This is a genomic window from Cupriavidus sp. PET2-C1 (assembly GCF_054515855.1).
This window is the reverse complement of record NZ_CM137259.1, coordinates 3890250-3912816: the sequence shown is the minus strand read 5'-3', so window position 1 is coordinate 3912816 and position 22567 is coordinate 3890250. Positions and strand designations below refer to the sequence as shown.

At 67.1% G+C, this 22567-nt stretch carries 25 protein-coding genes; 14 read left to right on the top strand and 11 right to left on the bottom strand.

All coding sequences use genetic code 11. The features are described from left to right. The first annotated feature begins 18 nt into the window (after positions 1-18). The 6 genes from ACX12D_RS17660 to ACX12D_RS17635 all read left to right on the top strand — a co-directional run bounded on the left by ACX12D_RS17660 (position 19) and on the right by ACX12D_RS17635 (position 6299). Positions 19-951, top strand: coding sequence for an SDR family oxidoreductase (locus tag ACX12D_RS17660; RefSeq protein WP_459372132.1), 933 nt, complete (start codon positions 19-21; stop codon positions 949-951). Continuing rightward, positions 951-2456 carry an acyl-CoA synthetase gene (locus tag ACX12D_RS17655; protein WP_459372131.1) on the top strand — a complete coding sequence of 502 codons (1506 nt, stop codon included), beginning with the start codon at positions 951-953 and terminating at the stop codon, positions 2454-2456. Before ACX12D_RS17660 ends, ACX12D_RS17655 begins: the two co-directional genes overlap by 1 nt. Before the next feature lie 67 nt (positions 2457-2523). Next, positions 2524-3501, top strand: a complete 978-nt coding sequence (locus tag ACX12D_RS17650; protein ID WP_459372130.1) for a Bug family tripartite tricarboxylate transporter substrate binding protein — start codon at positions 2524-2526, stop codon at positions 3499-3501. Positions 3502-3630: 129 nt separating this feature from the next. Continuing rightward, positions 3631-5103, top strand: a complete 1473-nt coding sequence (locus ACX12D_RS17645; protein WP_459372129.1) for a chloride channel protein — start codon at positions 3631-3633, stop codon at positions 5101-5103. Between the two features lie 129 nt (positions 5104-5232). Next, on the top strand, positions 5233-5535 hold the full coding sequence (locus ACX12D_RS17640; protein WP_459372128.1) for a hypothetical protein: 303 nt from the start codon (positions 5233-5235) through the stop codon (positions 5533-5535). Between the two features lie 95 nt (positions 5536-5630). Continuing rightward, entirely contained in the window at positions 5631-6299 is a 669-nt protein-coding gene (locus ACX12D_RS17635) for a hypothetical protein (protein WP_459372127.1), read from the top strand. 49 nt (positions 6300-6348) lie between these two features. On the opposite strand, the gene dapB is transcribed toward ACX12D_RS17635, so the two are convergent. Together dapB and ACX12D_RS17625 are read right to left on the bottom strand one after the other, a co-directional pair. Continuing rightward, positions 6349-7158, bottom strand: coding sequence for a 4-hydroxy-tetrahydrodipicolinate reductase (gene dapB / locus ACX12D_RS17630; RefSeq protein ID WP_459372126.1), 810 nt, complete (start codon positions 7156-7158; stop codon positions 6349-6351). A gap of 100 nt (positions 7159-7258) precedes the next feature. Continuing rightward, entirely contained in the window at positions 7259-7708 is a 450-nt protein-coding gene (locus tag ACX12D_RS17625) for an Lrp/AsnC family transcriptional regulator (RefSeq protein WP_459372125.1), read from the bottom strand. 290 nt (positions 7709-7998) lie between these two features. On the opposite strand from ACX12D_RS17625, the gene ACX12D_RS17620 reads away from it, so the two are divergent. From ACX12D_RS17620 to ACX12D_RS17610, 3 genes are all read left to right on the top strand, one after another. Then, the gene (locus ACX12D_RS17620) at positions 7999-9123 is read left to right on the top strand and encodes a saccharopine dehydrogenase family protein (protein ID WP_459374051.1); all 1125 of its coding nucleotides are present in this window, start codon (positions 7999-8001) and stop codon (positions 9121-9123) included. Next, complete coding sequence (gene amaB / locus ACX12D_RS17615) at positions 9120-10640, top strand: L-piperidine-6-carboxylate dehydrogenase (RefSeq protein ID WP_459372124.1); 1521 nt, start codon at positions 9120-9122, stop codon at positions 10638-10640. Before ACX12D_RS17620 ends, amaB begins: the two co-directional genes overlap by 4 nt. Positions 10641-10792: 152 nt before the next feature. Further along, complete coding sequence (locus tag ACX12D_RS17610) at positions 10793-11023, top strand: hypothetical protein (RefSeq protein WP_459372123.1); 231 nt, start codon at positions 10793-10795, stop codon at positions 11021-11023. Between the two features lie 64 nt (positions 11024-11087). Here the strand turns inward: ACX12D_RS17610 and ACX12D_RS17605 are convergent, their stop codons facing one another. The 6 genes from ACX12D_RS17605 to hemA form a co-directional block, all read right to left on the bottom strand. Beyond that, positions 11088-11705 carry a UbiX family flavin prenyltransferase gene (locus tag ACX12D_RS17605; protein ID WP_459372122.1) on the bottom strand — a complete coding sequence of 206 codons (618 nt, stop codon included), beginning with the start codon at positions 11703-11705 and terminating at the stop codon, positions 11088-11090. A gap of 7 nt (positions 11706-11712) precedes the next feature. Further along, positions 11713-12024: a Grx4 family monothiol glutaredoxin gene (gene grxD / locus ACX12D_RS17600; protein WP_150985669.1), complete on the bottom strand. Its 312-nt coding sequence runs from the start codon at positions 12022-12024 to the stop codon at positions 11713-11715. 131 nt (positions 12025-12155) lie between these two features. Beyond that, positions 12156-13073: a peptide chain release factor N(5)-glutamine methyltransferase gene (gene prmC / locus ACX12D_RS17595; protein WP_459372121.1), complete on the bottom strand. Its 918-nt coding sequence runs from the start codon at positions 13071-13073 to the stop codon at positions 12156-12158. 122 nt (positions 13074-13195) lie between these two features. Continuing rightward, positions 13196-13522, bottom strand: a complete 327-nt coding sequence (locus ACX12D_RS17590) for a hypothetical protein (protein ID WP_459372120.1) — start codon at positions 13520-13522, stop codon at positions 13196-13198. A gap of 223 nt (positions 13523-13745) precedes the next feature. Continuing rightward, entirely contained in the window at positions 13746-14828 is a 1083-nt protein-coding gene (gene prfA, locus ACX12D_RS17585) for a peptide chain release factor 1 (protein ID WP_459372119.1), read from the bottom strand. Positions 14829-14955: 127 nt separating this feature from the next. Continuing rightward, positions 14956-16260: a glutamyl-tRNA reductase gene (gene hemA / locus ACX12D_RS17580; RefSeq protein WP_459374050.1), complete on the bottom strand. Its 1305-nt coding sequence runs from the start codon at positions 16258-16260 to the stop codon at positions 14956-14958. A gap of 253 nt (positions 16261-16513) precedes the next feature. On the opposite strand from hemA, the gene ACX12D_RS17575 reads away from it, so the two are divergent. Further along, the gene (locus tag ACX12D_RS17575; protein ID WP_441640257.1) at positions 16514-16750 is read left to right on the top strand and encodes a hypothetical protein; all 237 of its coding nucleotides are present in this window, start codon (positions 16514-16516) and stop codon (positions 16748-16750) included. Between the two features lie 61 nt (positions 16751-16811). Here the strand turns inward: ACX12D_RS17575 and ACX12D_RS17570 are convergent, their stop codons facing one another. Beyond that, on the bottom strand, positions 16812-17579 hold the full coding sequence (locus ACX12D_RS17570; protein ID WP_459372117.1) for a 5'-methylthioadenosine/adenosylhomocysteine nucleosidase: 768 nt from the start codon (positions 17577-17579) through the stop codon (positions 16812-16814). A 157-nt stretch (positions 17580-17736) separates the two neighbouring features. Here ACX12D_RS17570 and ACX12D_RS17565 point away from each other — a divergent pair, with 157 nt between their 5' ends. Genes ACX12D_RS17565 through ACX12D_RS17555 form a run of 3 tightly spaced genes read left to right on the top strand, consistent with a single transcriptional unit; the run spans position 17737 to position 20413 of the window. Next, positions 17737-18792, top strand: coding sequence for a DUF2157 domain-containing protein (locus ACX12D_RS17565; protein ID WP_459372116.1), 1056 nt, complete (start codon positions 17737-17739; stop codon positions 18790-18792). Beyond that, positions 18789-19916 carry a DUF4401 domain-containing protein gene (locus ACX12D_RS17560; protein ID WP_459372115.1) on the top strand — a complete coding sequence of 376 codons (1128 nt, stop codon included), beginning with the start codon at positions 18789-18791 and terminating at the stop codon, positions 19914-19916. Before ACX12D_RS17565 ends, ACX12D_RS17560 begins: the two co-directional genes overlap by 4 nt. Then, positions 19913-20413, top strand: a complete 501-nt coding sequence (locus ACX12D_RS17555) for a GDYXXLXY domain-containing protein (protein ID WP_459372113.1) — start codon at positions 19913-19915, stop codon at positions 20411-20413. The genes ACX12D_RS17560 and ACX12D_RS17555 overlap by 4 nt, the downstream gene beginning before the upstream one ends. 71 nt (positions 20414-20484) lie before the next feature. Here the strand turns inward: ACX12D_RS17555 and ACX12D_RS17550 are convergent, their stop codons facing one another. Together ACX12D_RS17550 and ACX12D_RS17545 are read right to left on the bottom strand one after the other, a co-directional pair. After that, positions 20485-20889 carry a PIN-like domain-containing protein gene (locus ACX12D_RS17550; protein WP_459372112.1) on the bottom strand — a complete coding sequence of 135 codons (405 nt, stop codon included), beginning with the start codon at positions 20887-20889 and terminating at the stop codon, positions 20485-20487. Beyond that, positions 20886-21575, bottom strand: coding sequence for a DUF433 domain-containing protein (locus ACX12D_RS17545; protein WP_459372111.1), 690 nt, complete (start codon positions 21573-21575; stop codon positions 20886-20888). Before ACX12D_RS17545 ends, ACX12D_RS17550 begins: the two co-directional genes overlap by 4 nt. Positions 21576-22132: 557 nt before the next feature. Between ACX12D_RS17545 and ACX12D_RS17540 the strand changes: the two genes are divergently transcribed. Next, a complete protein-coding gene (locus ACX12D_RS17540) occupies positions 22133-22423 on the top strand; it encodes a hypothetical protein (protein ID WP_459372110.1) in 291 nt (96 codons plus the stop codon). Positions 22424-22567 lie beyond the last annotated feature (144 nt).

Sequence of the window (22567 nt, the reverse complement as noted above, 5' to 3'; positions counted from 1 at the left end):
AAACAAGCAGGAGACACCATGTTCAAGAACGATCTTTTCGCCGGCCAGCGCGTGTTGATCACCGGTGGCGGCACCGGGCTGGGCCTGATCATGGCCGAGCGCCTGGCGGGGCTGGGGGCGGAGCTGCACCTGTGCGGGCGCCGGCTGGCGGTGCTGGACGAGGCCGCCGAGATGCTGCGCCACCAGCACGGCACCAAGGTCGTGACCCACGCGGTGGACATCCGCGACGCGGCTGCCGTCGACGCCATGATCGAGACCATCTGGACCCGGCACGGCCCGCTCGATTGCCTGGTCAACAACGCCGCGGGCAATTTCATCAGCCGCACCGAGGACCTGTCGCCCAACGGCTTTCACGCCATCTCCGACATCGTCTTCCGGGGCACCTTCTACACCACGCAGGCCGTGGGCAAGCGCTGGATCCGCGATGGCCATCCCGGCTCGGTCCTGTCCATCGTCGTGACCTGGGTCTGGACCGGCTCGCCGTTCGTGGTGCCGTCCGCCATGTCCAAGGCGGGCGTGGATGCCATGACCAAGTCTTTGGCCGTGGAGTGGGGCCGCCACGGCATCCGCTGCAACGCCATCGCGCCGGGCGTGATCCCCACCGAAGGCGCGGGCTCGCGCCTGCGTCCGCAGGATGCGCAGCAAGACGCGATGAGCGGCCAGAACCCCACGGGCCGCATCGGCCAGCCGCAGGACATCGGCAACCTGGCCGCCTTCCTGCTGGCTCGCGACAACTCCTGGATCAACGGACAGACCATTGCGCTGGATGGCGGCGATTACCTTGCCAACGGCGCTTATTTCAAGCAGTACCTGGATTGGGGCGATGCCGAATGGCAAGCCGCGCGCGAGCGCATCGCGGCCAGGAACGCCGCCGATCGTGCCGGGCGCACCGTCAACGCACCGGCCCCGACACGCTCTACCACCAAGCCTAGCCAGGCTGGAGACAACTGATGGCCGCTGACCTCTTGTTTGAAGACATCCACCGTACCGGGGCCGAACTGAGCGAGCGTGGCGCGCGCCTGGCCGGCGGCTTGCGCGCGCTTGGCCTGGGCGAAGGCGACGTGGTCGCGGTGCTGCTGCGCAATGACCCGGTCTTTGCCGATATCGTCCATGCCTGCCGCACGGCCGGCACTTATTACTGCCCGATCAACTGGCACTTCACCGCGGAAGAAATCCGCTTCCTGCTGACCGACAGCGGCGCCCGGGCCTTGATCGTCAGCGCCGACCTGCTGGACGGCGTGCGCGCGGTGGTGCCCGCAGGCGTACAGGTGCTGGCGGTGACGGCGCCCGGCAAGGACAGCCCCGCGGGCGCGACCGGCTACGAGCGCTGGCTTGCCGAGCAGCAGCCCTACGACGGCCCGCGGGTCGCGCCGCGCGGCCACATGGCCTACACCTCCGGCACCACCGGCCGCCCCAAGGGCGTGCTGCGCGCCGCGCCGCCGCTGGCCATGCTGGACGAGCAGCTTGCGCGCATGCGCTCGGTGGTGGCGCAGACCATGGGCATCGTGCAAGGCACGCGCGCGTTGATGGCCGCGCCGCTGTACCACAGCGCGCCGGGCGTGTTCATCCAGAATGCGCTGCAGCTCGGGGAGCGCCTGGTGCTGTGCGCGCGCTTCGATCCGGAGCAGGTGCTGGCGCTGGTGGAGAAGCACCGCATCGACGTGCTGTACCTGGTGCCGATCATGTATGTGCGCATGCTCAAGGTGCCGCCCGAAGTGCGCGCCCGTTATGACTTGTCCTCGCTGCGCTTTGTCGCCTCGACCGGGGCGCCGTGCGCGCCCGAGGTCAAGCGCGCCATGCTGGACTGGTTCGGCCCGGTGATCCACGAAACCTATGCTTCGAGCGAGGCAGGCATGATTACCGTGGCCACGCCGGCCGACGCCGTGGCCAAGCCCGGCACGGCGGGGCGCCCGGTTGACCAGGGCGAGGTGCGCATCCTGGATGAGCAGGGCGTTGCCTGCGCCCCCGGCGAGATCGGCCTGGTCTATGTGCGCCAGCCCGCCTACCCGGACTTCACCTATCGCAACAACGAGGCAGCCCGCCGCGCTATCGATCGCGACGGCCTGGTCAGCCTGGGCGACATGGGCTACCTGGACGCCGACGGCTACCTCTTCATCTGCGACCGCGCCTCCGACATGGTGATCTCCGGCGGCGTGAACATCTACCCGGCCGAGATCGAGCACGAACTGGTGCGCTATCCCGGCGTGGCCGACTGCGTGGTGTTCGGCGTACCCGACGACGAATACGGCGAGCGGCTGCTGGCCATGGTGCAACCGGTGGCGGGCGCCACGCTGGAAGAGGGTGCCATCATCGACTGGCTGCGCCAGCGCCTGTCCGGCTTCAAGGTGCCGCGCACCATCGTGGTGGAGGCGCTGCTGCCGCGCGACGATACCGGCAAGCTGGCCAAGCGCCGCCTGCGCGACAAGTACTGGGAAGGGCGCACGCGGCGGGTTTGAGCCGCACCGGGCACCGAGTACTGAGTACCGAACACCAGACGTCAAGAAAACCCAAGGAGACTACGCAATGCATTGCTGGAAAACCGGATGGCGCGCCTGGGCCGGCGCCGCCGTCTTCGCCTGCTCGCAACTGGCCGCTGCCGCCTACCCCGACCGCCCCATCAAGCTGGTGGTGCCCTACACGCCGGGCGGCTCCACCGACCAGTTCGGGCGCGGGCTGGCCGATGGCATGAGCCGCGTGCTCAAGCAGACGGTGGTGGTGGAGAACCGCCCCGGCGCCGCTACCATGATCGGCACGCAAAGCGTGGCGCGCGCACCCGCCGATGGCTACACCATGGTGCTTGCCACCAACGGCAGCATGGTGCTCAATCCCATGCTCTACAAGAAGATCGCCTACGATCCGCCGCGCGATTTCCGGATCTTCACCGTTGGCGCCGAGGCGCCGCTGGTGGTGGTGACCAACAGCCAGGTGCCGGCCACCAATATCCGCGAGTTCGCTGCCTACGCCAAGGCCAGCGGCGGCAAGCTCAACTACGCCTCGGTCGGCCTGGGCAACGCGCTGCAGCTCGCTACCGAAATGCTCAAGACCGAACTCGGGATTTCGGTCACCCATGTGCCGTACAACGGCAGCGCGCCGGCGCTTTCGGCGCTGCTCGCCAACGATGTGCAACTGATGGTGGACGTGGTCAGCACCTCGCTGCCCCACATCAAGGGCGGCAAGCTGCGCGCGCTGGCGGTCACCGGCCGCACCCGGCTGGAAGTGCTGCCCAACGTGCCGACCGTGGCCGAAAGCGGCTATCCCAACTTCCAGGCCGCAACCTGGTTCGGGCTCGCCGTGCCGGCGCAGACACCGCCGGACGTGGTGGAAAAGCTGCAGGCCGCGGCCGCGCAGGTCCTCAAGGATCCGCATTTCCGGGCGACCTTCAGCGCACTGGGACTGGTGATCCAGCCGCCGCGCACCCAGGCCGAGATCGACCGCTACATCGAGGCGGATCGCGAGCATTGGGGCAAGGTCATTCGCGCCAACAACATCAGCCTGGACTGAGCCAGGGGCCTCTGGCGCGCACGTTGCGCGCGGCATGCCTGGCGGCGATCGGCGTATAGTTCCATCACGCCGTGATGAATCCGGCCCTCGGGCTTGTCACGGCGTTTCTTCGCCCACGCCTGCCGCTCCATGAACGAAGTCACGCCAAATCGCAGCCAAGATCCCGAGCCGTCCGATCCTGACAACGTTCCCGGGCGGGCCGCCGAGCGCAACCGGCTGCGCGCGCTGCGCCGCCGCGCTCACATGGCCGCGGGCCGCAAATCGCGCCAGATGTGGCGTATCTCCCGCACCACGCTGCGCTACGCCGTCTTCATGTGCGGCGCCGGGTGCGTAGCGCTGTTCTCCCTGATCTTCGCCTGGATTGCCGAGGTGGCCCTGCGCTGGAACGCGCACCTGACAGCGGCCACGCCCTGGCTGGCCTTCGTGCTGCTGCCGTTCGGGCTGGCCGCGCTGCGCTGGCTCACTATTCGCCTGGCGCCGCAGGCGCGCGGCAGCGGCATCCCGCAGGTGATTGCCTCATTCGGCCTGCCCCCGGCGGGGCCGGCGCAGACCCTGCTGGTGTCGTTCCGCCAGTCCATGTGGAAAGTGCTGCTGACCACCGGCGGGCTGCTGGCGGGCGCCTCCATCGGGCGCGAAGGGCCATCGGTGCAGGTAGGCGCCGCGGCCATGCTCGCCTGGGGGCGCTGGTGCCAGGAGAAGCTGCGCTTTCGCATCGGCTTTCATCCTAACGCGCTGATCGCCGCCGGCGCTGCCGGGGGCCTTGCCGCCGCCTTCAATACGCCGCTGGCGGGCGTGGTGTTCGCCATCGAGGAGCTCGGCCGCGGCACCGCCGTGCGCTGGGACCGGCTGGTGCTGTCAGGGGTGCTGACCGCCGGCTTTCTCTCGCTGGCGATCCTTGGCAACAATCCCTATTTCAGCGTCAAGACGCCGATCCTCGCGCTGCATGATGCCTGGGGGCCGGTACTGCTGTGCGCCCTCGTCAACGGTACGCTGGGCGGCCTGTTTGCCAAGCTGCTGACCGGCGGCGTGCCCGCGCTGATGCCGGCACGGCTGCGCGCCTGGCCAACGCAGCATCCCGTGCAGGTGGCGTTCCTGTGCGGCCTGGTGGCCGCGGCGATCGGCTGGTCCACCGGGGGCGCCACCTTCGGCACCGGCTACGGGCAGGCCGCAGGCCTGATCAACGGTGAGCCGCACGCCACGCTGTGGTTCGGCCTGGCCAAGCTGGCGGCGACCGTGGTCTCGTATTTCGCCGGCATTCCCGGTGGCATTTTTACGCCGTCGCTGGCCATCGGTGCCGGCATCGGCGCCAATGTGGCGGACTGGGTCGGCCACCTCTTCGGCGGCATGGCCGAGCCACGCGTGCTGGCACTGGTGTCGATGGCCGCCTTCCTGGCCGCCGCCACCCAGGCGCCCATCACCGCCAGCGTGATCGTGATGGAGATGACGCGCTCGCAGGACCTCACCTTGTTCCTGCTGGCGTCGTCGCTGCTGGCCTCGTTCCTGGCTCGCCAGTTCTGCCCGCACCCGTTCTATCACCAAGTGGGCCATGCTTTCCGGCGCGAGGCGCTTGCAGCCACGCGGAAAGTGGCTCCCGCCTCATAAGGAGAGGCCGTGGCCATGGTGCCCGGTGCCGCTTTGTCTTACCATGGGCGGCGCCCGGGCCATGCACCCGGCGCTGTGTACCGGCGGCACATGAGGATCCGCGCCGGCACGACGAACCGGGGAGCACAGATGGCCACAAAACGACCGCCAGGCAGTGACGGCGTACCACGCCCGCAGTCGCAGTCGCAGTCGCAGATTCCGCGCAAGCCGCAGGGCAAGGAAGGCACTGCCTTGCGCGACCTCGGGCCGGACACCGTCTGGCACACGCGTGGCCTGCATGGCCATACCCGCCAGCGCGCGCCGCTACCGTCGTCGGCACGATCGCCACGGCGGCCGTTGCCGCCCAGCCGGGTGCCGCGCCTGCTGCTGTGGGGCTTGCTGCTGATGGTGCTGGCGGTGATGGCCCGCGCGGTGATGAATATGACGCATTAACCCCCGGCAGTGTGCTTGCATGCCATCTTGTGGCAGGTGGCAGGAACCACGCGCATAGGGGGCGCTCCAATCCGGAGCTTATCTCAGGAGTCTGGATGAAATACCCCCTCGCCGGGCTGGCTGTTGCCAGCCTGCTGCTGATTTCGCCTTGGGCTGGCGCTGCCCCCAACGATGGTGCCGCCGACAAACTGGCGCCGATGATGGATAGCCTGGAGATCGGCAGCCCGCTGCCCACGCTGCCCGATTGCGCCGACAAGCGCACCCCTGACGGCCGCGACGTGACCGGCCTGTGCGTCGAAGTGCGTGGCGACGGCGTGATGCGCCAGGTTGGCGTGCCGCGCGACAAGCGGCCGGCCTTCATGGACGGTCCCCACGTGGTGGCCTTTGTCGACCGCAGTGCCCTGGTCGGGCTGATCGTGCCGACCGACGGCATCCGCTCCGAGAAAGCCGCGTTGGACAGCCTGACCGCGCGCTATGGCAAGCCCTTTCGTTCCGAGCAGGTGAAGATGAAGGACAAGGCCGGCCAGCCCATCACCAGTGTCCACGCCGGCTGGATGAAAAAGCCCCTGACCGTGGAGCTCTACGCCATTCCGGAGGATCCCAATACCGGCACCATCGAACTGCTGCTGCCCCAGGCCCGCGTCCTGATGGCCAACCAGGACAACGCGATGGCGCAACAGCTCAACCCCAAGGCGGCATCCGCCCCGCAAGCGGCGCCCGGCGGCAAGGCCGCGGAGAAGAAGGGCAAGGAAGGCGGCTGGTAGTGTTTGTGGCGATGCGGTGCGCCGCGCGCCGCAAGAGCCCTCAAAGCCCTCAAAGCCCTTCCATCACCTTGTCCAGCCCGCGCACCAGCCCGGTCAAGGTCTGCACCTTGCGGATCGCCAGCAGGGCGCCCGAGACATAGGGCTTGGAGCCGTCGCCGGACTCATGCTTCAGGTGCAGGCGCTGCCCGTCGGCGCCGAAGATCACCTCCACGCCCAACTGATAGCCCGGCAGGCGCACGGCGTGCACCTGGCTGCCGGACATCGTCGCGCCACGCGCCTCCTTCGGGCCCTTGACCTGGTCGATGGGCACCACCTGCTTGGCCTCGCGGACCTGTCCCAGCCGATAAGCCAGCTCGCGCACGGTGCCGGAGGGCACGTCGATCTTGCCGGCCTTGGCGTAGTCGATGATTTCCCAGTGTTCCAGGTGGCGTGCGGCCATCTCTGCGAACTTCTGCAGCAGCACCACGGTAATGGCAAAGTTGCCACAGGCCAGCACGCCGCGCCCGGCCTGGCGCGCGGCGGCATCGATCTCGGCATAGTCCTCGTCGGATAGCCCGGAGGTGCCCACCACCACGTGCGCGCCCTTGGCCAGCGCTTGCAGGATGTTGCGCTTGGCAATGTCCGGCTTGGTGTATTCCACATAAACGTCGAAGGCGCCTTGCGCCAGCTCGTCGATGCTGGCCACCGCCACGCCGGGCGTGCCCTTGTGCGCGGTCAGCGCCGCCAAGGCCTGGCCGGCCGCGCCGCGCGACAGCCCGGCCACCAGCGTCATGTCGTCCGCGTGCGCCACGCCGCGCGCCAGTTCGCCGCCGGCCCAGCCGGTCACGCCGCCTACGGCGACTCGAATGCGATTGCTCATCGTCTTGCTCTCCTGATCTGGATGGATTTCGGGGTGCCCAACTGCGCCGGGCTGGCTGCCAGGTTGTGCAGCATAAGCCTTTTGCGCGCGCGCCGCTGGCTCAGCCCGCGGCGCGGCGCCGGTCGATCTTGCGCGCCAGCACGATCGAGGTGGTGGTGTGGTTGACGCCATCCAGCGCGCCGATTTCGTCCAGCAGCTTGTCCAGCCGGGCATGGGTGTCGCAGCGGATCACCGCCATGTAGTCCACCGGGCCGCTGACCGAGTTCAGCTCCTCGATTTCAGGAAAGCGCTGCAGCGCCCGCACCACCGCGGGCGCGCTCTTGGGCATCACCGACAGGCCGCAGAACGCCAGGATAGCGTTGTCTTCCATTTCCTTGCCCAGCCGCACGCCGTAGCCGGCGATCACGCCATCGCGCTCCAGCCGCGCAATGCGCGCCACCACGGTGGTGCGGGCAATGCCGAGCTTACGCGCGAGATTGGCGGCATTCTCGCGCGCGTTGGCCTGCAGCAGGGAGAGCAGGTGGCGGTCGGTCTGGTCGAGTTCGGTCATGGACAGGCTAGTGGCGGGCTAGGGGCGGCGGGCAGGTCAAAAGCATGGGGTTCGTCGATTCGACCGTTTATCTTGCCGAATCGTTTGATTGTGAGGCCTTTTCGTCAATCTTGTTCCTTCATTCTGACTGTGCCCGCAACCATACTTCAGTCATGGCCGCACTCCGCTGAACCACTTCCACGAGGGACATCATGACCTGCATCACGCCAACCGGCCATCTCGACCAAACTGGACGGAACACCCAAGCCGGGCCGCCCGCCACCCCGGTTCGTCAAGGCAGGCAGACGCCGATGCACGTGGTCGTGCTGGGCGCGGGCAAGATCGGCCGCACCATCGCCGTCATGCTGCATGACAGCGGCGACTACCGCGTGACCCTGGTCGACCGTGAACCCACCCATCTCGAGGGCGTGCCGGAGGGCATCGCCGTGCGCGTCGGCGACCCGGGCCAGACCGAGGATTGCGCCGGGCTGCTCGGCGGCGCGCAGGCCGTGCTCAACGCACTGCCATTCCATGCCGCGGTCGGCGTGGCCACGGTAGCGGCCAAGCTCGGCGTGCATTACTTCGACCTGACCGAAGACGTTGCCGCCACCCACGCCATTCGCCGCGTGGCCGAGGGCGCGCGCTCTGTGCTGATGCCGCAATGCGGGCTGGCGCCCGGCTTTATCGGCGTGGTCGGCAATGACCTCGCCCAGCGCTTCCTGCGCGGCGGCGGCGAACTGCTCGACCTGAAGATGCGCGTTGGCGCGCTGCCGCGCTACCCGAGCAATGCGCTCAAGTACAACCTGACCTGGAGCACCGAAGGCCTGATCAACGAATACTGCAACCCTTGCGAGGCCATCGTCAACGGCCGCCGCGTGGAAGTGCCGGCGCTGGAGGGGCTGGAGAGCTTCGCGCTGGACGGCATCGAGTACGAGGCCTTTAATACTTCAGGAGGGCTTGGCACCTTGCCCGAGACGCTGGCGGGCCGGGCGCGCGACGTGGACTACAAGTCGATACGCTATCCCGGCCACTGCGCGGTGATGAAGCTGCTGCTCAACGATCTGCGCCTGCGCGAGCGCCGCGACTGGATGCGGGAGATCTTCGAGAGCGCGATTCCCGCCACGCAGCAGGACGTGGTGATCGTGTTCGCCAACGCCACCGGCTATGCTGCCGGCGATGGCAAGGGCGGGCGCGGCCCGCTGACCCAGGCGTCGTTCTCGGTGCGCATCGGTGGCGCGCAAACGGCTGACGGCCATGTCAATGCGATCCAGCTCACCACGGCGGCTGGCATCTGCACCGCGCTGGACCTGGTTGCCAATGGCGAGCTGCCACAGGCCGGCTTCATTGCGCAAGAGGCGATGCCGCTGGACGTTTTCCTGGCCAACCGTTTTGGCCGACACTACACCCGTCATCCGCTTCAAGAGGCAACGGTATGAAAGCAAAGGAATTCGCGGCCTGCTGGCAGGCCATCGGGCTGACGCCGCCGTGGCGCGGCGGCGAAGGCCCCACCGGCGCCTTGCCGGTGCGCTCGCCGATCGACGGCGAGGCATTCGGGCACCTGCCCGCCTGCAGCCTTGCCGAGGCCGATGCGCGCATCGAGCGCGCCCGCGTGGCGCAAGCCAGCTGGGCGCTGGTGCCCGCACCAGTGCGTGGCGAGGTGGTGCGGCGCTTTGGCGAAGTGTTGCGCGAACACAAGAAGCATCTTGGTGAGCTGGTTTCGCTGGAGGCCGGCAAGATCCTGCAGGAAGGGCTAGGCGAGGTGCAGGAGATGATCGACATCTGCGACTTCGCCGTCGGCCTGTCGCGCCAGTTGCATGGCCTTACCATTGCCTCCGAGCGGCCACAGCATGCGATGCGCGAGACCTGGCATCCCTATGGCCTGTGCGGCGTGATCTCGGCCTTCAACTTTCCCGTGGCGGTCTGGGCCTGGAATGCGGCGCTGGCGCTGGTGTGCGGCAATGGCGTGATCTGGAAACCGTCGGAGAAAACGCCCCTCACCGCGCTGGCCATGCAGAGCTTGCTTGACGGCGTGCTGGAGATTGCCGCGCCACAGCACGTTGGCATCGCCACCGTGCTCGCGGGCGGCCCGGCGCTGGGCCAGCATCTGGTGGAACACGCCGCTGTGCGGCTGGTGAGCGCCACCGGCTCCACCCGCATGGGCCGCGCCGTGGGCATCGCTTGCGCCGAGCGGTTCAAGCGCGCCATCCTGGAACTCGGTGGCAACAACGCCGCGATCATCGCGCCCTCGGCCGATCTCGAACTCGCCGTGCGCGCCATGACCTTCTCGGCGGCGGGCACGGCCGGGCAGCGCTGCACGTCGCTGCGCCGCGCCTTCGTGCATGTCGATGTGCTGGAGGCCGTCACCACGCGCCTGATCCAGGTGTTCGGCCGCCTGCCGGTGGGCGATCCGCTGGCCGAGACAACGCTGGTCGGTCCGCTGATCGATGGCGCCGCGGGTGCCGCCATGGCCGCCGCGCTGCTGCGCTGCCGCGGGCATGGCAACACCGTGCACGGCGGCGAGCGCGTGCTGGCCGAAAAGTACCCCAATGCCGAGTACGTGCGGCCCGCGCTGGTGCTGACCGATCGCCAGCACGAGACGATGCTGAGCGAAACCTTTGCGCCGATTCTCTACGTGATGCCGTACACCAAGCTGGACGAAGCCATCGCGCTGAACAATGCGTCGGAGCATGGCTTGTCGTCCTGCATCTTCACCGAGTCGCTGCGCGAGGCGGAACGCTTCATGTCGGCAAGCGGCAGCGATTGCGGCATTGCCAATGTGAATATCGGCACCAGCGGGGCGGAGATTGGCGGTGCGTTCGGTGGTGAGAAGGCGACTGGCGGCGGGCGTGAATCCGGCTCGGACGCCTGGAAGGGGTATATGCGGCGCGCTACCAATACCGTGAACTATGGGGATACGCTGCCGTTGGCGCAGGGGGTGCGGTTTGAGGTTTGACGTTTTGAGGTTTGAGGCCCGAGTCCTTTACGTTCATCCAAACGTTGCGATTCGTAACAAGGGTTACAGCAGGTTGACCCTGTATTACTAAACCGCCCCGTATAACGTTCTTATGGCTAAACCAAGGCTAAACAAGCCACAAGGACGATGAGATGAAGACGTTGACGTTGGGACTCGCGATGGTTGGCGCCGCCATGCTTGGCGGTTGTGCGGTCTACCCGGCTTATCCCGGCTATGGCTATGGGGGCGGAGAGGTCGCAGTGGCGCCGGCGCCGGTCTATGCTGCGCCGCCGGTGGTGGTAGCCCCTGGCTTCTACGGTGGCTACTATGGCTATCGCGGCGGCTACTATGGCGGCGGCCGCCGCTATCGCTACTGGCGTTGAAGCGAGAGCGGTAGCACGGGCTGACACGGGCTGACACGGGACAGAACGAGGTTAACCGCGTTCGTCAGGCCTGGCCGTTGAGTCCGGCCCAGCTCGGCGCCAGCGTTTGCGGCACGTCGATCAGGTCCAGCACGCGGCCAACCGTATGGTCGACCAGTTCCGCCACGCTTTGCGGCTTCTGATAGAAGCCGGGCACCGGGGGAAAGATGATGCCGCCCATCTCGGTGACGGCGGTCATGTTGCGCAGGTGCGCGAGGTTCAACGGCGTTTCGCGCACCATGAGCACCAGCTTGCGGCGCTCCTTGAGCGTGACATCCGCGGCGCGGGTGATGAGATTGTCGGACAGGCCATGCGCGACGGCCGCGAGCGTGCGCATGGAGCAGGGCGCCACCACCATCGCATGGGCAGCAAAGGAGCCGCTGGCAATGGTGGCGCCGATATCGCGCACGTTGTGGACCACCTGGGCAAAGGCTTCCACCTCGGCCTTGCTGATGTCGAGTTCGTGCTGCAGGTTCATCACGCCCGCCGCCGAGATCAGCAGATGGGCCTCCACGCCAGGCGCGGCGCCCAGTATCTGTACCAGGCGGACCCCATAGACCGCGCCGGTGGCGCCGGTGATCGCAACGACGATGCGCCGCGGCTTGCCTTCACCCGCTGCATCCGCTGCACCCGCTGCGGTCATGTCGCGCTCAGGCCTTGAGCAGCGATTGCAGCTCGCCGTTCTGGTACATCTCCATCATGATGTCCGAGCCGCCGACGAACTCGCCGTTCACGTAAAGCTGCGGAATGGTCGGCCAGTTGGCGTAAGTCTTGATGCCTTGGCGGATGCCGTCGTCTTCCAGCACATTGACCGTGGTCGGTGCGTCGACGCCGCAGGCCTTCAGGATCTGGATCGCACGGCCGGAGAAGCCGCACATCGGGAACTGGGCGGTGCCCTTCATGAACAGGACCACCGGGCTGCCCTTGACGATCTGGTCGATCTTTTGCTGCACGTCACTCATGATGTCTCTTTTCAGTTGCTCGCGGTGCAGGCACTGGCCGGCGCCGCTATCGGGAAATCGGAAAGGGCGAGCGTGATGCGCGCGCCTTGATGCAATCAAGTATTTGATTTTACCGGAATCGGCTGCCGGCTTCAGGCGGCTGCCCCGGACTGCGCTGGCAGGCGAGCCGCGCTGCAGCGTTCATGGCCGGCCAGGTCGCGCGCGGTAAAGATCTCGGCCATGCCGGCGGCGGCCAGCAGGTCGCGGGCAGCCTGGCCTTGGTCGTAGCCGTGCTCCATCAGCAGCCAGCCGCCCGCATGCAGGCGCGCGGCGGCCCCGGCCACGATCGCACCCAGGTCCGACAAGCCATCGCCATGATCGGTCAGCGCATCGATCGGCTCGAAGCGCAGGTCGCCCTGGCCCAGGTGCGGGTCCGCGGCGGCAATATAGGGCGGATTGCTCACGATCAGGTCGAAGCGCAGGCCTGCCGGCAGCGCGGCGTACCAGTCGGAGGCAAGAAAGCGCACATTGCCGGCGCCCAGGGCGCGCGCGTTATCTTGCGCCACCTGCAGCGCGCCGGGCGAGATATCGGTCGCCCAGACCTCGGCGTCGGGCCGTTCGCAGGCCAGCGTGACGGCCAGCGCGCCCGAGCCGGTGCCCATGTCGAGCACGCGGGGGGCAGCCAGCGGCGCCAGCAGCTTCAGGGCCGCTTCCACGGCGATTTCGGTGTCCGGGCGCGGAATCAGCACATCCGGGGTCACGCGGAAGGCGCGCCCGAAGAATTCCCGCTCCCCCAGCAAGTAGGCCACCGGTTCGCCGCCCAGGCGGCGCCCAAGCAAGGCGGCCACGCTGTCGCGCTGGGCCGGGGCAAGCGTTTCGTGGTCGCGCGTGATCAGCTGGGTGCGGGTGAGCCCGGTGACATGGCTGAGCAGCAGGCGCGCCTCCAGCGCCGGCAAGCCGGCTGCCGCAGCCACGGCCAGGGCGTCGCGTACCGTAGCCGTCTCAGGCAGTGAGACCGGCGTGGTGGCATTGGGGCTGGGGGAGGTGGCGGTGGACGTGGTGCTGGGCATGGTGAAGGCAAAAAACAAAACCCCGCCGGGAGGTCCCTGACGGGGTTTGCAGTGTAACGCGCTTGCTTGTGCGGCGGTGCCTGGCCGCAATGCGCCAGCCTCTTGCCGCCGTGGCGTGCGGATTACTTGTTGACGGCGTCCTTGGCCTTGTCCGCGCTGGCGTTGACAGCATCCTTGGCGGCGTCCTTAGCCTTTTCCATGGCATTGCCGGCGTCGACCTTGGCCTTTTCGGCGGCAGCGGAAACGTCGGAAGCCGCGCTGCTGGCAGCGGCCTTGGCAGCATCGGCGGCGTTGCTGGCGGCGGATGCTGCATCGCTGGCGGCGGCCTTGGCGGATTCAGCGGCGCTTTGCATGGCGCTGTTGGCGCTCGGCGTGGCGGGGGCTTCTTCCTTCTTGCTGCAGGCAGCCATGGCGGCGGTGATCATCAACAGCGCGAGCAATTTCTTCATGATTTCGTCCTTTTGTCCGTATTCGAGTGGCGACACGCCGACCTCTTATGGCGGCTCAGTCGAAATCGATTATAGACAGCGAAAAATGGCACGCCAGTGCTGTTGCAAGCATTTACAACAGATACAAAGGTTTTCGTTCAGAAATCACGATTTATGCAGTGCGATCCAAAAATTTGCCTTAATGACAGGTAATTCGTCGCAATAACCTGCTATTGCCAAGCGATTAATGCGCCTCGCTCAGCGCCGCCAGTTGATCTGCCTGGTGTTCCGCGGACAAGGCGGACAGGAGCTCGTCGAGATCGCCGTCCATGATCATGTCGATCTTGTAGAGCGTCAGGTTGATGCGGTGATCCGTCACGCGCCCCTGCGGGAAATTGTAGGTGCGGATACGGTCACTTCTGTCGCCGGTGCCGATCAGGTTGCGCCGGGTGCTGGCTTCTTTCGCCTGGGCCGCGCGCAGCTTCGCGTCCATCAACCGGGCCGCTAGGACCTTCATGGCCTTGTCCTTGTTGCGATGCTGGCTGCGGTCGTCCTGGCACTCCACCACGATGCCGGTGGGCAGGTGGGTCAGGCGCACGGCCGAGTCAGTCTTGTTCACGTGCTGGCCGCCGGCGCCGGAGGCGCGGAAGGTATCCACACGCAGGTCCGATGGATTGATTTCCACCTCGGTCACCTCGTCGGCCTCGGGCATGACTGCCACCGTGCAGGCCGAAGTGTGGATGCGCCCCTGGGCCTCGGTGGCTGGCACGCGCTGCACGCGATGGCCGCCGGATTCGAACTTCAGCCGGGAAAAGGCCGCATCCCCGGCGATCCGGATGATCACTTCCTTGTAGCCGCCCAGGTCGGACGCCGATTCGCTCATCACCTCCACCTGCCAGCGCTGGCGCTCGGCATAGCGTGTGTACATCCGCAGCAAATTGGCGGCGAACAGGGCGCTCTCCTCGCCGCCGGCACCCGCGCGGATTTCCAGCAGCAGGTTGCGGTCGTCATTGGGATCCTTGGGCAGCAGCAACGTCTGCAGGCTGCCTTCCAGTGTTTCCAGCCGCTCTCGGGCCGCGGTGATCTCATCGGCCGCGAACTCCTTCATCTCGGGATCGTCCAGCAGCGCTTGCGCGGTGGACAGGTCTTCCTGTGCCTGGCAGTACTGCGCATATTGATCGGCCACCGGCGTCAGCTCGGCGTGTTCGCGCGTGAGCTTGCGGTACTGGTCGATCTTGGCGGTGGCATCTTCGCGCGCAAGCAGGGCGTTGACTTCGTCGAGTCGCTCGGACAATTGGTCGAGCTTGGCAAGCATGCTGGCTTTCATGGGGGTCCGAAGGGGCGCGGTGAAACGGGTGGAGACGGATGTTGCTGCCGGGATGCGTGCGGGCCAATGGCCGCAGGCAACGCAAAGCTGGCCGCGCGCAGGACACGCACGGCCGAGGCGAGCGCGGCTAGCGCTCGGAGTGGCTGCTGTGGCGGAACAAGCCCGGCACCAGGCGCAGCAAGGTCTCGCGGTCTTCGCCCTGGGTGTGGTTCAGGGCATGGGTCGGGCCGTGCAGGAATTTGCGGGTGAGCGCGCCGGACAGGGCTTCGAGCACGGCTTGCGGGTCGTCGCCGCGCGCCAGCATGCGGCGCGCGCGCTCCAGCTCAGCCTGGCGCATGGCCTCGCCCTGCACCTGCAGTTCGCGGATGACAGGCACCACGCTGCGGGTTTCCAGCCAATGCATGAAATTCTGCACGCGGCTTTCGATGATGGCTTCCGCCTGGGCAACGGCGGCCTGGCGCATGGCATTGCCCTCGCGCACGATGGCGCCGAGGTCGTCCACGGTGTACAGGAAGACGTCGTCCAGACGCGCGACTTCGGGCTCCACGTCGCGCGGCACGGCCAGGTCCACCATCATGATGGGGCGGTGGCGGCGCAGCTTGACGGCGCGTTCCACCGCGCCCAGCCCGATGATGGGCAGGGAGCTGGCGGTGCATGACACCACGATGTCGAACTCATGCAGGCGCGCGCCCAGGTCCGACAGGCGGATGGCCTCGGTGGTCAGGCCCTGGCCGGCGAGCTGCTCGGCCAGCCGCTCGCCACGCTCCACGGTGCGGTTGGCCACCACGATCTGGCGGGGCGTTTGCGCCGCGAAGTGCGTGGCGCACAGCTCGATCATCTCGCCCGCGCCGATGAACAGCACGCGCTGGGTCGAGACGCTTTCAAAAATCCGCTGGGCCAGGCGCACCGCGGCAGCGGCCATGGATACCGAATGCGCGCCAATCTCGGTCTGGCCGCGGACTTCCTTGGCCACCGCGAACGTGCGCTGGAACAATTGGTTCAGGTAGGTGCCCAGCGCGCCGGCTTCACCGGCGGTGCGCACGGCATCCTTCAACTGGCCCAGGATCTGGGTTTCGCCCAGCACCATCGAGTCCAGCCCGCTGGCCACGCGGAAGGCATGGCGCACGGCTTCGGACTGCGGCAACGAGTACAGGTGGGGAGCGAGTTCGCCGGCCGGCACGTTATGGTGCTGCGCCAGCCAGCGCAGCGTGTGCTCGAAGCCTTCCGAACCCGACAACAGCACATCGGTGGCGCAATAGATCTCGGTGCGGTTGCAAGTGGAAAGGATGGCGGCTTCGGTGCCATTCTTGCCGGCCAGGTGGGTGCGCAAGGCGCCCAGGGCGGGTTTGATCTGCTCAAGCGGAAACGCCACTCGCTCGCGCAGCGAGACGGGCGCCGTGGTGTGATTGATACCGATCGCGAGCAGTTGCATGGTGGGGAGCATGTCTCTCTGGCCGGGCTCCGGGCGGCGGCTTTGCTGGCCGCAGCGCGGGAGTCAGGTGCAATCCGGGCATGAATTCAAGCGCGGATTCCGGCGCAAAGCGCCGCCGAACCGGGCTACATTATACCGCCCGGCGCGGATCTTGCCGGAGCGCGGTCGGGTTTACCATATTGCTACAGCCACGCGCGGTGCCTGGCGGGCCTTCCCAGGCAGCGCGCCAGATTCAGATAATCGGGGGAATGTGATGTTGGGTATGCTGGTGGTAGGGGTGCTGGTTGGACTGGCGGCGCGGTGGCTGCACCCCGTGGGCCGGGTTAGCCTGCTGGCCGCCGTGGTGTTCGGTGCACTGGGCGCGCTGGCCGCGTTTTACGGCGGCCGTGGGCTGCACTGGTTTGTCGACGGGCAGATGGCGGGCTGGTTCGCGGCCATCCTGGGCGCGGCCGTGCTGGTTGGGGTCGGGGGCGTGGCCAGGGGGCGGTGAGATTGAATGCATGCCTCCCAATCTCGAATCTCGAATTAACGCCAATGCCGCTTTGGTCTGGTTACCCGCGCTGCTCCAGGAACCGTTTCAAAACGCCGCTCGAATAATGGCTGGCCACGTCGGTCAGAAACGCCGCAAAATCCACGTGCGCGGTATCGTCGGCCCGATCCGATAGCGTGCGCATCACCGCATGCCGCACGCCATACTCATGGCAAACCTGCGCCACCGCGGCGCCTTCCATTTCCACCGCCAGCACGCCAGGCAAGCGCTCGCGCAAATCGGCCGCGGCGGCGGGGGAGCCGATGAACTGGTCGCCGCTGGCGATCATCCCCATATGCAGCCTGGGCGCGCTGACCCCGAAGCGCGCCAGCACCTCGGACGGGACGGAGGCCGGCAGGTCATCCCGCAGGTAGCCTGCCGCGGCCTCGCGCAGCGCAGCGGTAAGCGTCGGATCGGTGGGGAATTCAGCGCGCTCCAGCAGCGGCACCTCGTGCCGGGCAAAAAACGGCCGCGCGTCCAGGTCGTGCTGCAGCGTGCGGTCCGCCACCACCACATCCCCGACCCGCGTCTCGGCCCCGATGCCGCCGGCCAGGCCGGTGAAGACGATCTCATCCACGCCGAACTCGCGCACCAGGGTGACCGTGGTGGCCGCCGCCGCCACCTTGCCCATGCGCGCTAGCACCAGCACGCAGCGCTGGCCGTAGAGATGGCCAACGTGATAGTCGCGCATGCCGATTGTCTGCACGGTGGCGCGGGCATCATCGTGGCGCATGGCGGCGATCAGGCCGTCGACTTCATCGTGGATGGCGGCGAGGATACCAAGGGTCATGGCGGGGTGTGGCTGGATGGGAGAAACGCACAGCATACCGGGCCGGGGCAAGGCGGCAAAGCAGCGCTGTTGCATGCTCCCGCGCACGCAAGGAAAGCTGCGCAGATGGCGGCGCCTTTGCTACAGTGCGCTGGCGTATCCATCACATGGGGCTTAGATGCAGGCAACCACAACGCAGGGCTTTCAAGACCGGCGGGCAGCGCGCCAGGCGCTGGCAGACTGGCGCGAGCAGGGCGTGCTCGGCGCCGACGGCGTGGCCGCCAGCTGGCCAGGGACCGAGCCCGACGCGGCGCAGTGGCGGACCTGGCTCGATCGCACGTTGCTGATGCTGGGCGCCGCGCTGCTCTGCGCCGGTGTGATCGTGTTCTTCGCCTTCAACTGGCAGGACCTGCACAAGTTCGCCAAGTTTGGCCTGCTGGCCGGCGCGCTGACCCTGCTGGCGGGATTCGCCTGGCTGCGCCCGGCCACCGACATGGCGGGGCTGGCGGCGCTCTGCGGCGCCCAGGTGGTGGCCGGCGTGCTGCTGGCCGTGATCGGGCAGGTCTACCAGACCGGCGCCGACGCGTGGCAGCTGTTCGCCCTGTGGGCACTGCTGGCGATCCCATGGGCGCTGGCCGCGCGCGCGGCGCCGCACTGGTGGGTGGTGATCGTGCTGGCCAATGTGGCGCTGCTGCGGTATTTCAGCGTGCGCCTTGGCGTGGGCGGCATGTTCGACCTGCTGTTTGGCGCGGCTGGCGAGCGGGCCACCACGCTCTCGCTGCTGGCGGCCACGCTGTTGCAACTGGTGCTGTGGTTCGCGCTGCGCGCTTTGGCGCCGGCCTACGGCTTTCGCGGGCTGGCCGGCGCGCGCATCCTTGCCACGCTGGCGTGCGCCTACGCTGGCTGGCTCGGCCTTGCCAGCCTCCTGCACAACCACTTCGATCCCGCCATGTTCGGCGTGGCCATGCTCACGCTGGGCGGGCTGCTTGCGTGGTTCCGGCTGCGGGCGTTCGATGTGGTGGCGCTCAGCCTGGCCAGCTTCTCGGTCATCGTGCTGCTGGTGACCGGGGTTGCCCGGCTACTGCTGGAGGGCAACCGGGACGCGTTCGGCGCCTTCCTCATCCTTGGGCTGCTGACCATCGGCCTGTCCGCCGCGGCGGCGGCTTGGCTGCTGCGCGCCTATCGACACCACGGGCAAGCCCAAAGCGGCGCGCCCAACGGAGAGCCGGCATGACCAGCGACCGTCACGTTCACGTAGTACAAAGGTTGTGGCAGGACCTGGCCGCGCGCGGCTTGGTGCACGGGCAGCCGCAAGCCGCACAAGGGCGCACGCCATGGGCCGTCAGGCTGCTGATGGGCCTCGCGGGCTGGCTCGGCGCCGTGTTCTTCCTCGCCTTCCTGCTCGGCTCGGTCTTTGTGGCCGCGCGCGACAACGCCACGGCAATGGCGCTCTGCGGCGCCGCCATGATCGCGCTGGCGGCAGTGCTGTACCGGCGCCGCGCGGGTGCCACCGCGCTCGAGCAATTCGCGCTGGCCGTCAGCCTCAGCGGCCAGGGCCTGCTCGTCTACGGCGCGAGCCAGGCCTACGGCGGCAGCCGCCTGCTCGAATCGGCTGCCTTCTGGGGCGCGCTCGCGCTGCTGGAGGCCGTGCTCTATGTACTGGTCAGCAACCGTCTCCATCGCTTCCTGGCCGCGCTTGGCATATGGACCGGCGTAGCCCTGGCGCTCCACCTGGCCATGACGCCCGGCCTGCGCCACGTCTGGCAAGCCATGAGCTTCTCGCTAGGCTGGCTCGCGCCCTTTGCCATGACCCTGCTCACCGGCTTCGTGCTGGCGGAAGGGCGGCTCTGCGCCGCCGGGCTGCACAGCTGGATCGAGCCGGCCGCGGATGCCACGCTGCTGTTCGCACTGGGCGCGGCCCTGGTGGTGACCGGCCTCAGCCAGCCTCAGGCGCTGCTGTTCGACGCCGACACCGGGCGCCACGCCGGCAACTACTGGATGGCCGGCGCGCTGTTTGGCGCGGTGCTCGCCGCGTTTGTCCTTGCCGAAGCAGGCCGGCTGCAGCTAAGCCCGGCGGTGCGGGGCACCGCGCTTGTCGGCGCGGTGCTGTTCAGCGCCTTGCTCGCCGGTGCGCCGGCGGTCGTCGCCGCGGCCCTCGCGCTCGGCCTGGCGCTGCGCCGCGGCTCGCTGCCGTGGCTGGGCCTGGCCGTCGCCGCGCTCGGCAGCGGCTTTATCTGGTACTACAGCGCGCTGCACTGGACGCTGCTGATCAAGTCCGCCACGCTCGCCGGCGCCGGCATCGCCGTGCTGCTGCTGCGCATGGCGCTGCGTCGCGACGATGCAAGGAGACAAGCATGAAACGCTGGATACTGTTGGCATGGGTGCTCACACTCGGGCTGGCCGCCTTCGCCATCACCGGCAAGGAACGGCTGCTGGCGCATGGCGACACCGTCTACCTGCGCCTGGCGCCCGTCGATCCGCGCTCGCTCATGCAAGGCGACTACATGGCGCTGAATTTCGCCATCGCCGAGTCCATCCGCCAGGCGGGCAAGCTGCAAGGCATCGAGCCCACCCGCGAGCAAGTGGCCGTGATCCGCCGCGATGCACGCGGCGAAGCTACCTTCGTGCGCCTGTACACGGGCGAGGCACTGGCCGCCGGCGAGCAACTGCTGCGCTTCCAGAACGTGCCGGCCCGCTGGGGCGGCGTGCAGGCGCAGGTGTCCACCGATGCGTACTTCTTCCAGGAAGGGCAGGGGGCGCGGTTCGAGAAGGCGCGGTATGGCGAGTTCCGTGTCGGGCCGGATGGGCAGGCGCTGCTGGTGGGGCTGCGAGGGGAGGATTTGGGGGCGCTGTGAGTGGGGTGGGCTGTTCAGGTAGAGATCAGCCATTGGCATAGGGCGTCGTGAGACGCCGCTTTGCGCCTGTCCTAGAGCTTGACTTGCTCGAACTGGCCTTTGCCAGAGAAGTTGAATGGAACCTTGAAGGCGGCTCCGCCTTTGATACCTTCAGATTGCTCGATGATCCGTGGCCACCACCGCACCAGATTGTGCGCGATATCCCAGAACCTATGGTTTGACCAGCCCTTGTCGAGAAAGAAGACAATTAGCCCCGCACGGCGCAGTGCTTCTCGGTCGAGGCCCTTGTTCAGCTTGTCGTGCGTGATGACAGCCCATCCGCCTTCTTGCGAGAGCGCGTTGATCCAGGCCGCATCCGTTGTGTCTTGTGGGAAGCGGTCTCGCAAGGGAGCGACGGAGTGCCCGTATGGTTCGGATAGCGAGTGGAGCGCCCGTGCCAGCGCTGGAGAGAGATTGTTGTCAGCGAAGAACTTCACGCTACCAGGCGTTCTTCAAAGGCGACTGCTGCCTCCACCGAGGCAACAGGCACTTCATACAACCTGGCAACAAGCTGTTTGTCGCCTTCGGCCTGGAATGCCTCGGCGAGGATCGAAGTCCTGATGGCGCCATCGGTGACAATGGGCTTACCGAAGGCGATTTCAGGATCTAAGACCACGGCCTTGCTGCGCAGCGTCGGGTACCAGCGCGCGGCGGCATCGTCAGCACCAAATTCGATGCCACGATACAAAGAGGGCTCGATGATCTTCTGAAACGCATACTGGCTTCTCACCAAGTCCAGCAGTTCGGTCTCACCAGATTCTTGTATGGTCGACGCGAAGATTGTGCGGCCGTCCGTCTGAAAACGGCGGGACGTAAAGGGATGTAGCAGTGCAAAAAGCTCGCGTGCCTTGCGGCTGGCGAGGCGTATCGTTTGCAGGCTGACGCCGTGCTGGCGAAACGCTCGGACGAATCGGACTTCCAGCAGATCATGAAAACTGATCCCATCCACGTCCGCTTCCGCCAGTTCGGTCTCCCAAAGTGGAGCAACCGGGACCGCATGCCGGGTCGTCTTGTCCCGATATGCATAGCCGTCTAGCCAGCGCCGCAGGTCGCGCACGGGGATGCCGGTGAGCCTCGCAGCTTCATGGAAGGTGTATAGGCCAATGCCAGTCAACGTCATCATTGCCCCTCCTTCCACGTAGTGTCCTGCCAGCTAAATGCCGGCGGCGAATCTGGATATTTTAGTGGCTTCGCGGGCGTGCAGTTGTCATGTTTTCGTTAACACGCTCGGGTGCCTGACTCGCGTAAGTCTATTGGGAAGAAACCCCAAGCTTTGTTTGCGCGTCCTCTTGGAGTCTGCAGCCGCCATGCCTCAGGAATGCACAAGAGCATGGCTGGCAGCGCTATACTAGACGAGTCGCTGCAACCACAGCGACCGGGATTGGCGTCCCGAAAACGTAGGCGGATAACCGCCGCCAGGCGGTTTTTTCCGTCGCGCCTTCGCACGTCCCTATGGGCGGGCCTGGGCGGGGGAGCCTTCGGGCTCGCCGGTTCCTACGTTCTGGTACGCCAACCCTGCCTTGCGCCCGCCCACCCCGATTGGCGTCGGGGAGCGGAGTTGAAACCGCAACGTAGGAGGCATCTGCATGCCCCAGTCTTCGTACGCCCATTTCGGGCAATCTGTATTTCCCCAAACTCCTCCCGGTCAGCGCGAGCGCGCTTCCCAACGGAGGGCGTTCGATGTGTAAGCACCCCCACTACAACATCAGCGCCGAACAGACAGGCCGCGATATCTTCGTGACCGCGCACGCTGCATCCGAAAGCCCGCTTAGCCTCGCCGCCGAAAAGGCTGCGCAACTCAACGCGCTGCTGTCGGTCGCCATCGAGAACGCTGCCGGTGGCACCCTTGCCAACTTGACGGAGGAGACCCAGGGCCATCTGCTCTCGCTGGCGGCGACACTCGCTAACGAAGCGCTGGTGTTGAGCGAACTCGCGGTCTTGCGGGACTCGGAGGGGACACGTGATGGGTGAGCTTGTGGCGGGCTTGTGCGAGCGGGCTGCGTCAGCAGTCTCGTGAAATAAGAAGCCCCGCAGGCGTTTGGTCTCGCGGGGCTTCTGTTTGTTTACATGCGAATGGATTCTCACCCTGCCGCCGAGCCATTTTTTCGCCTATTC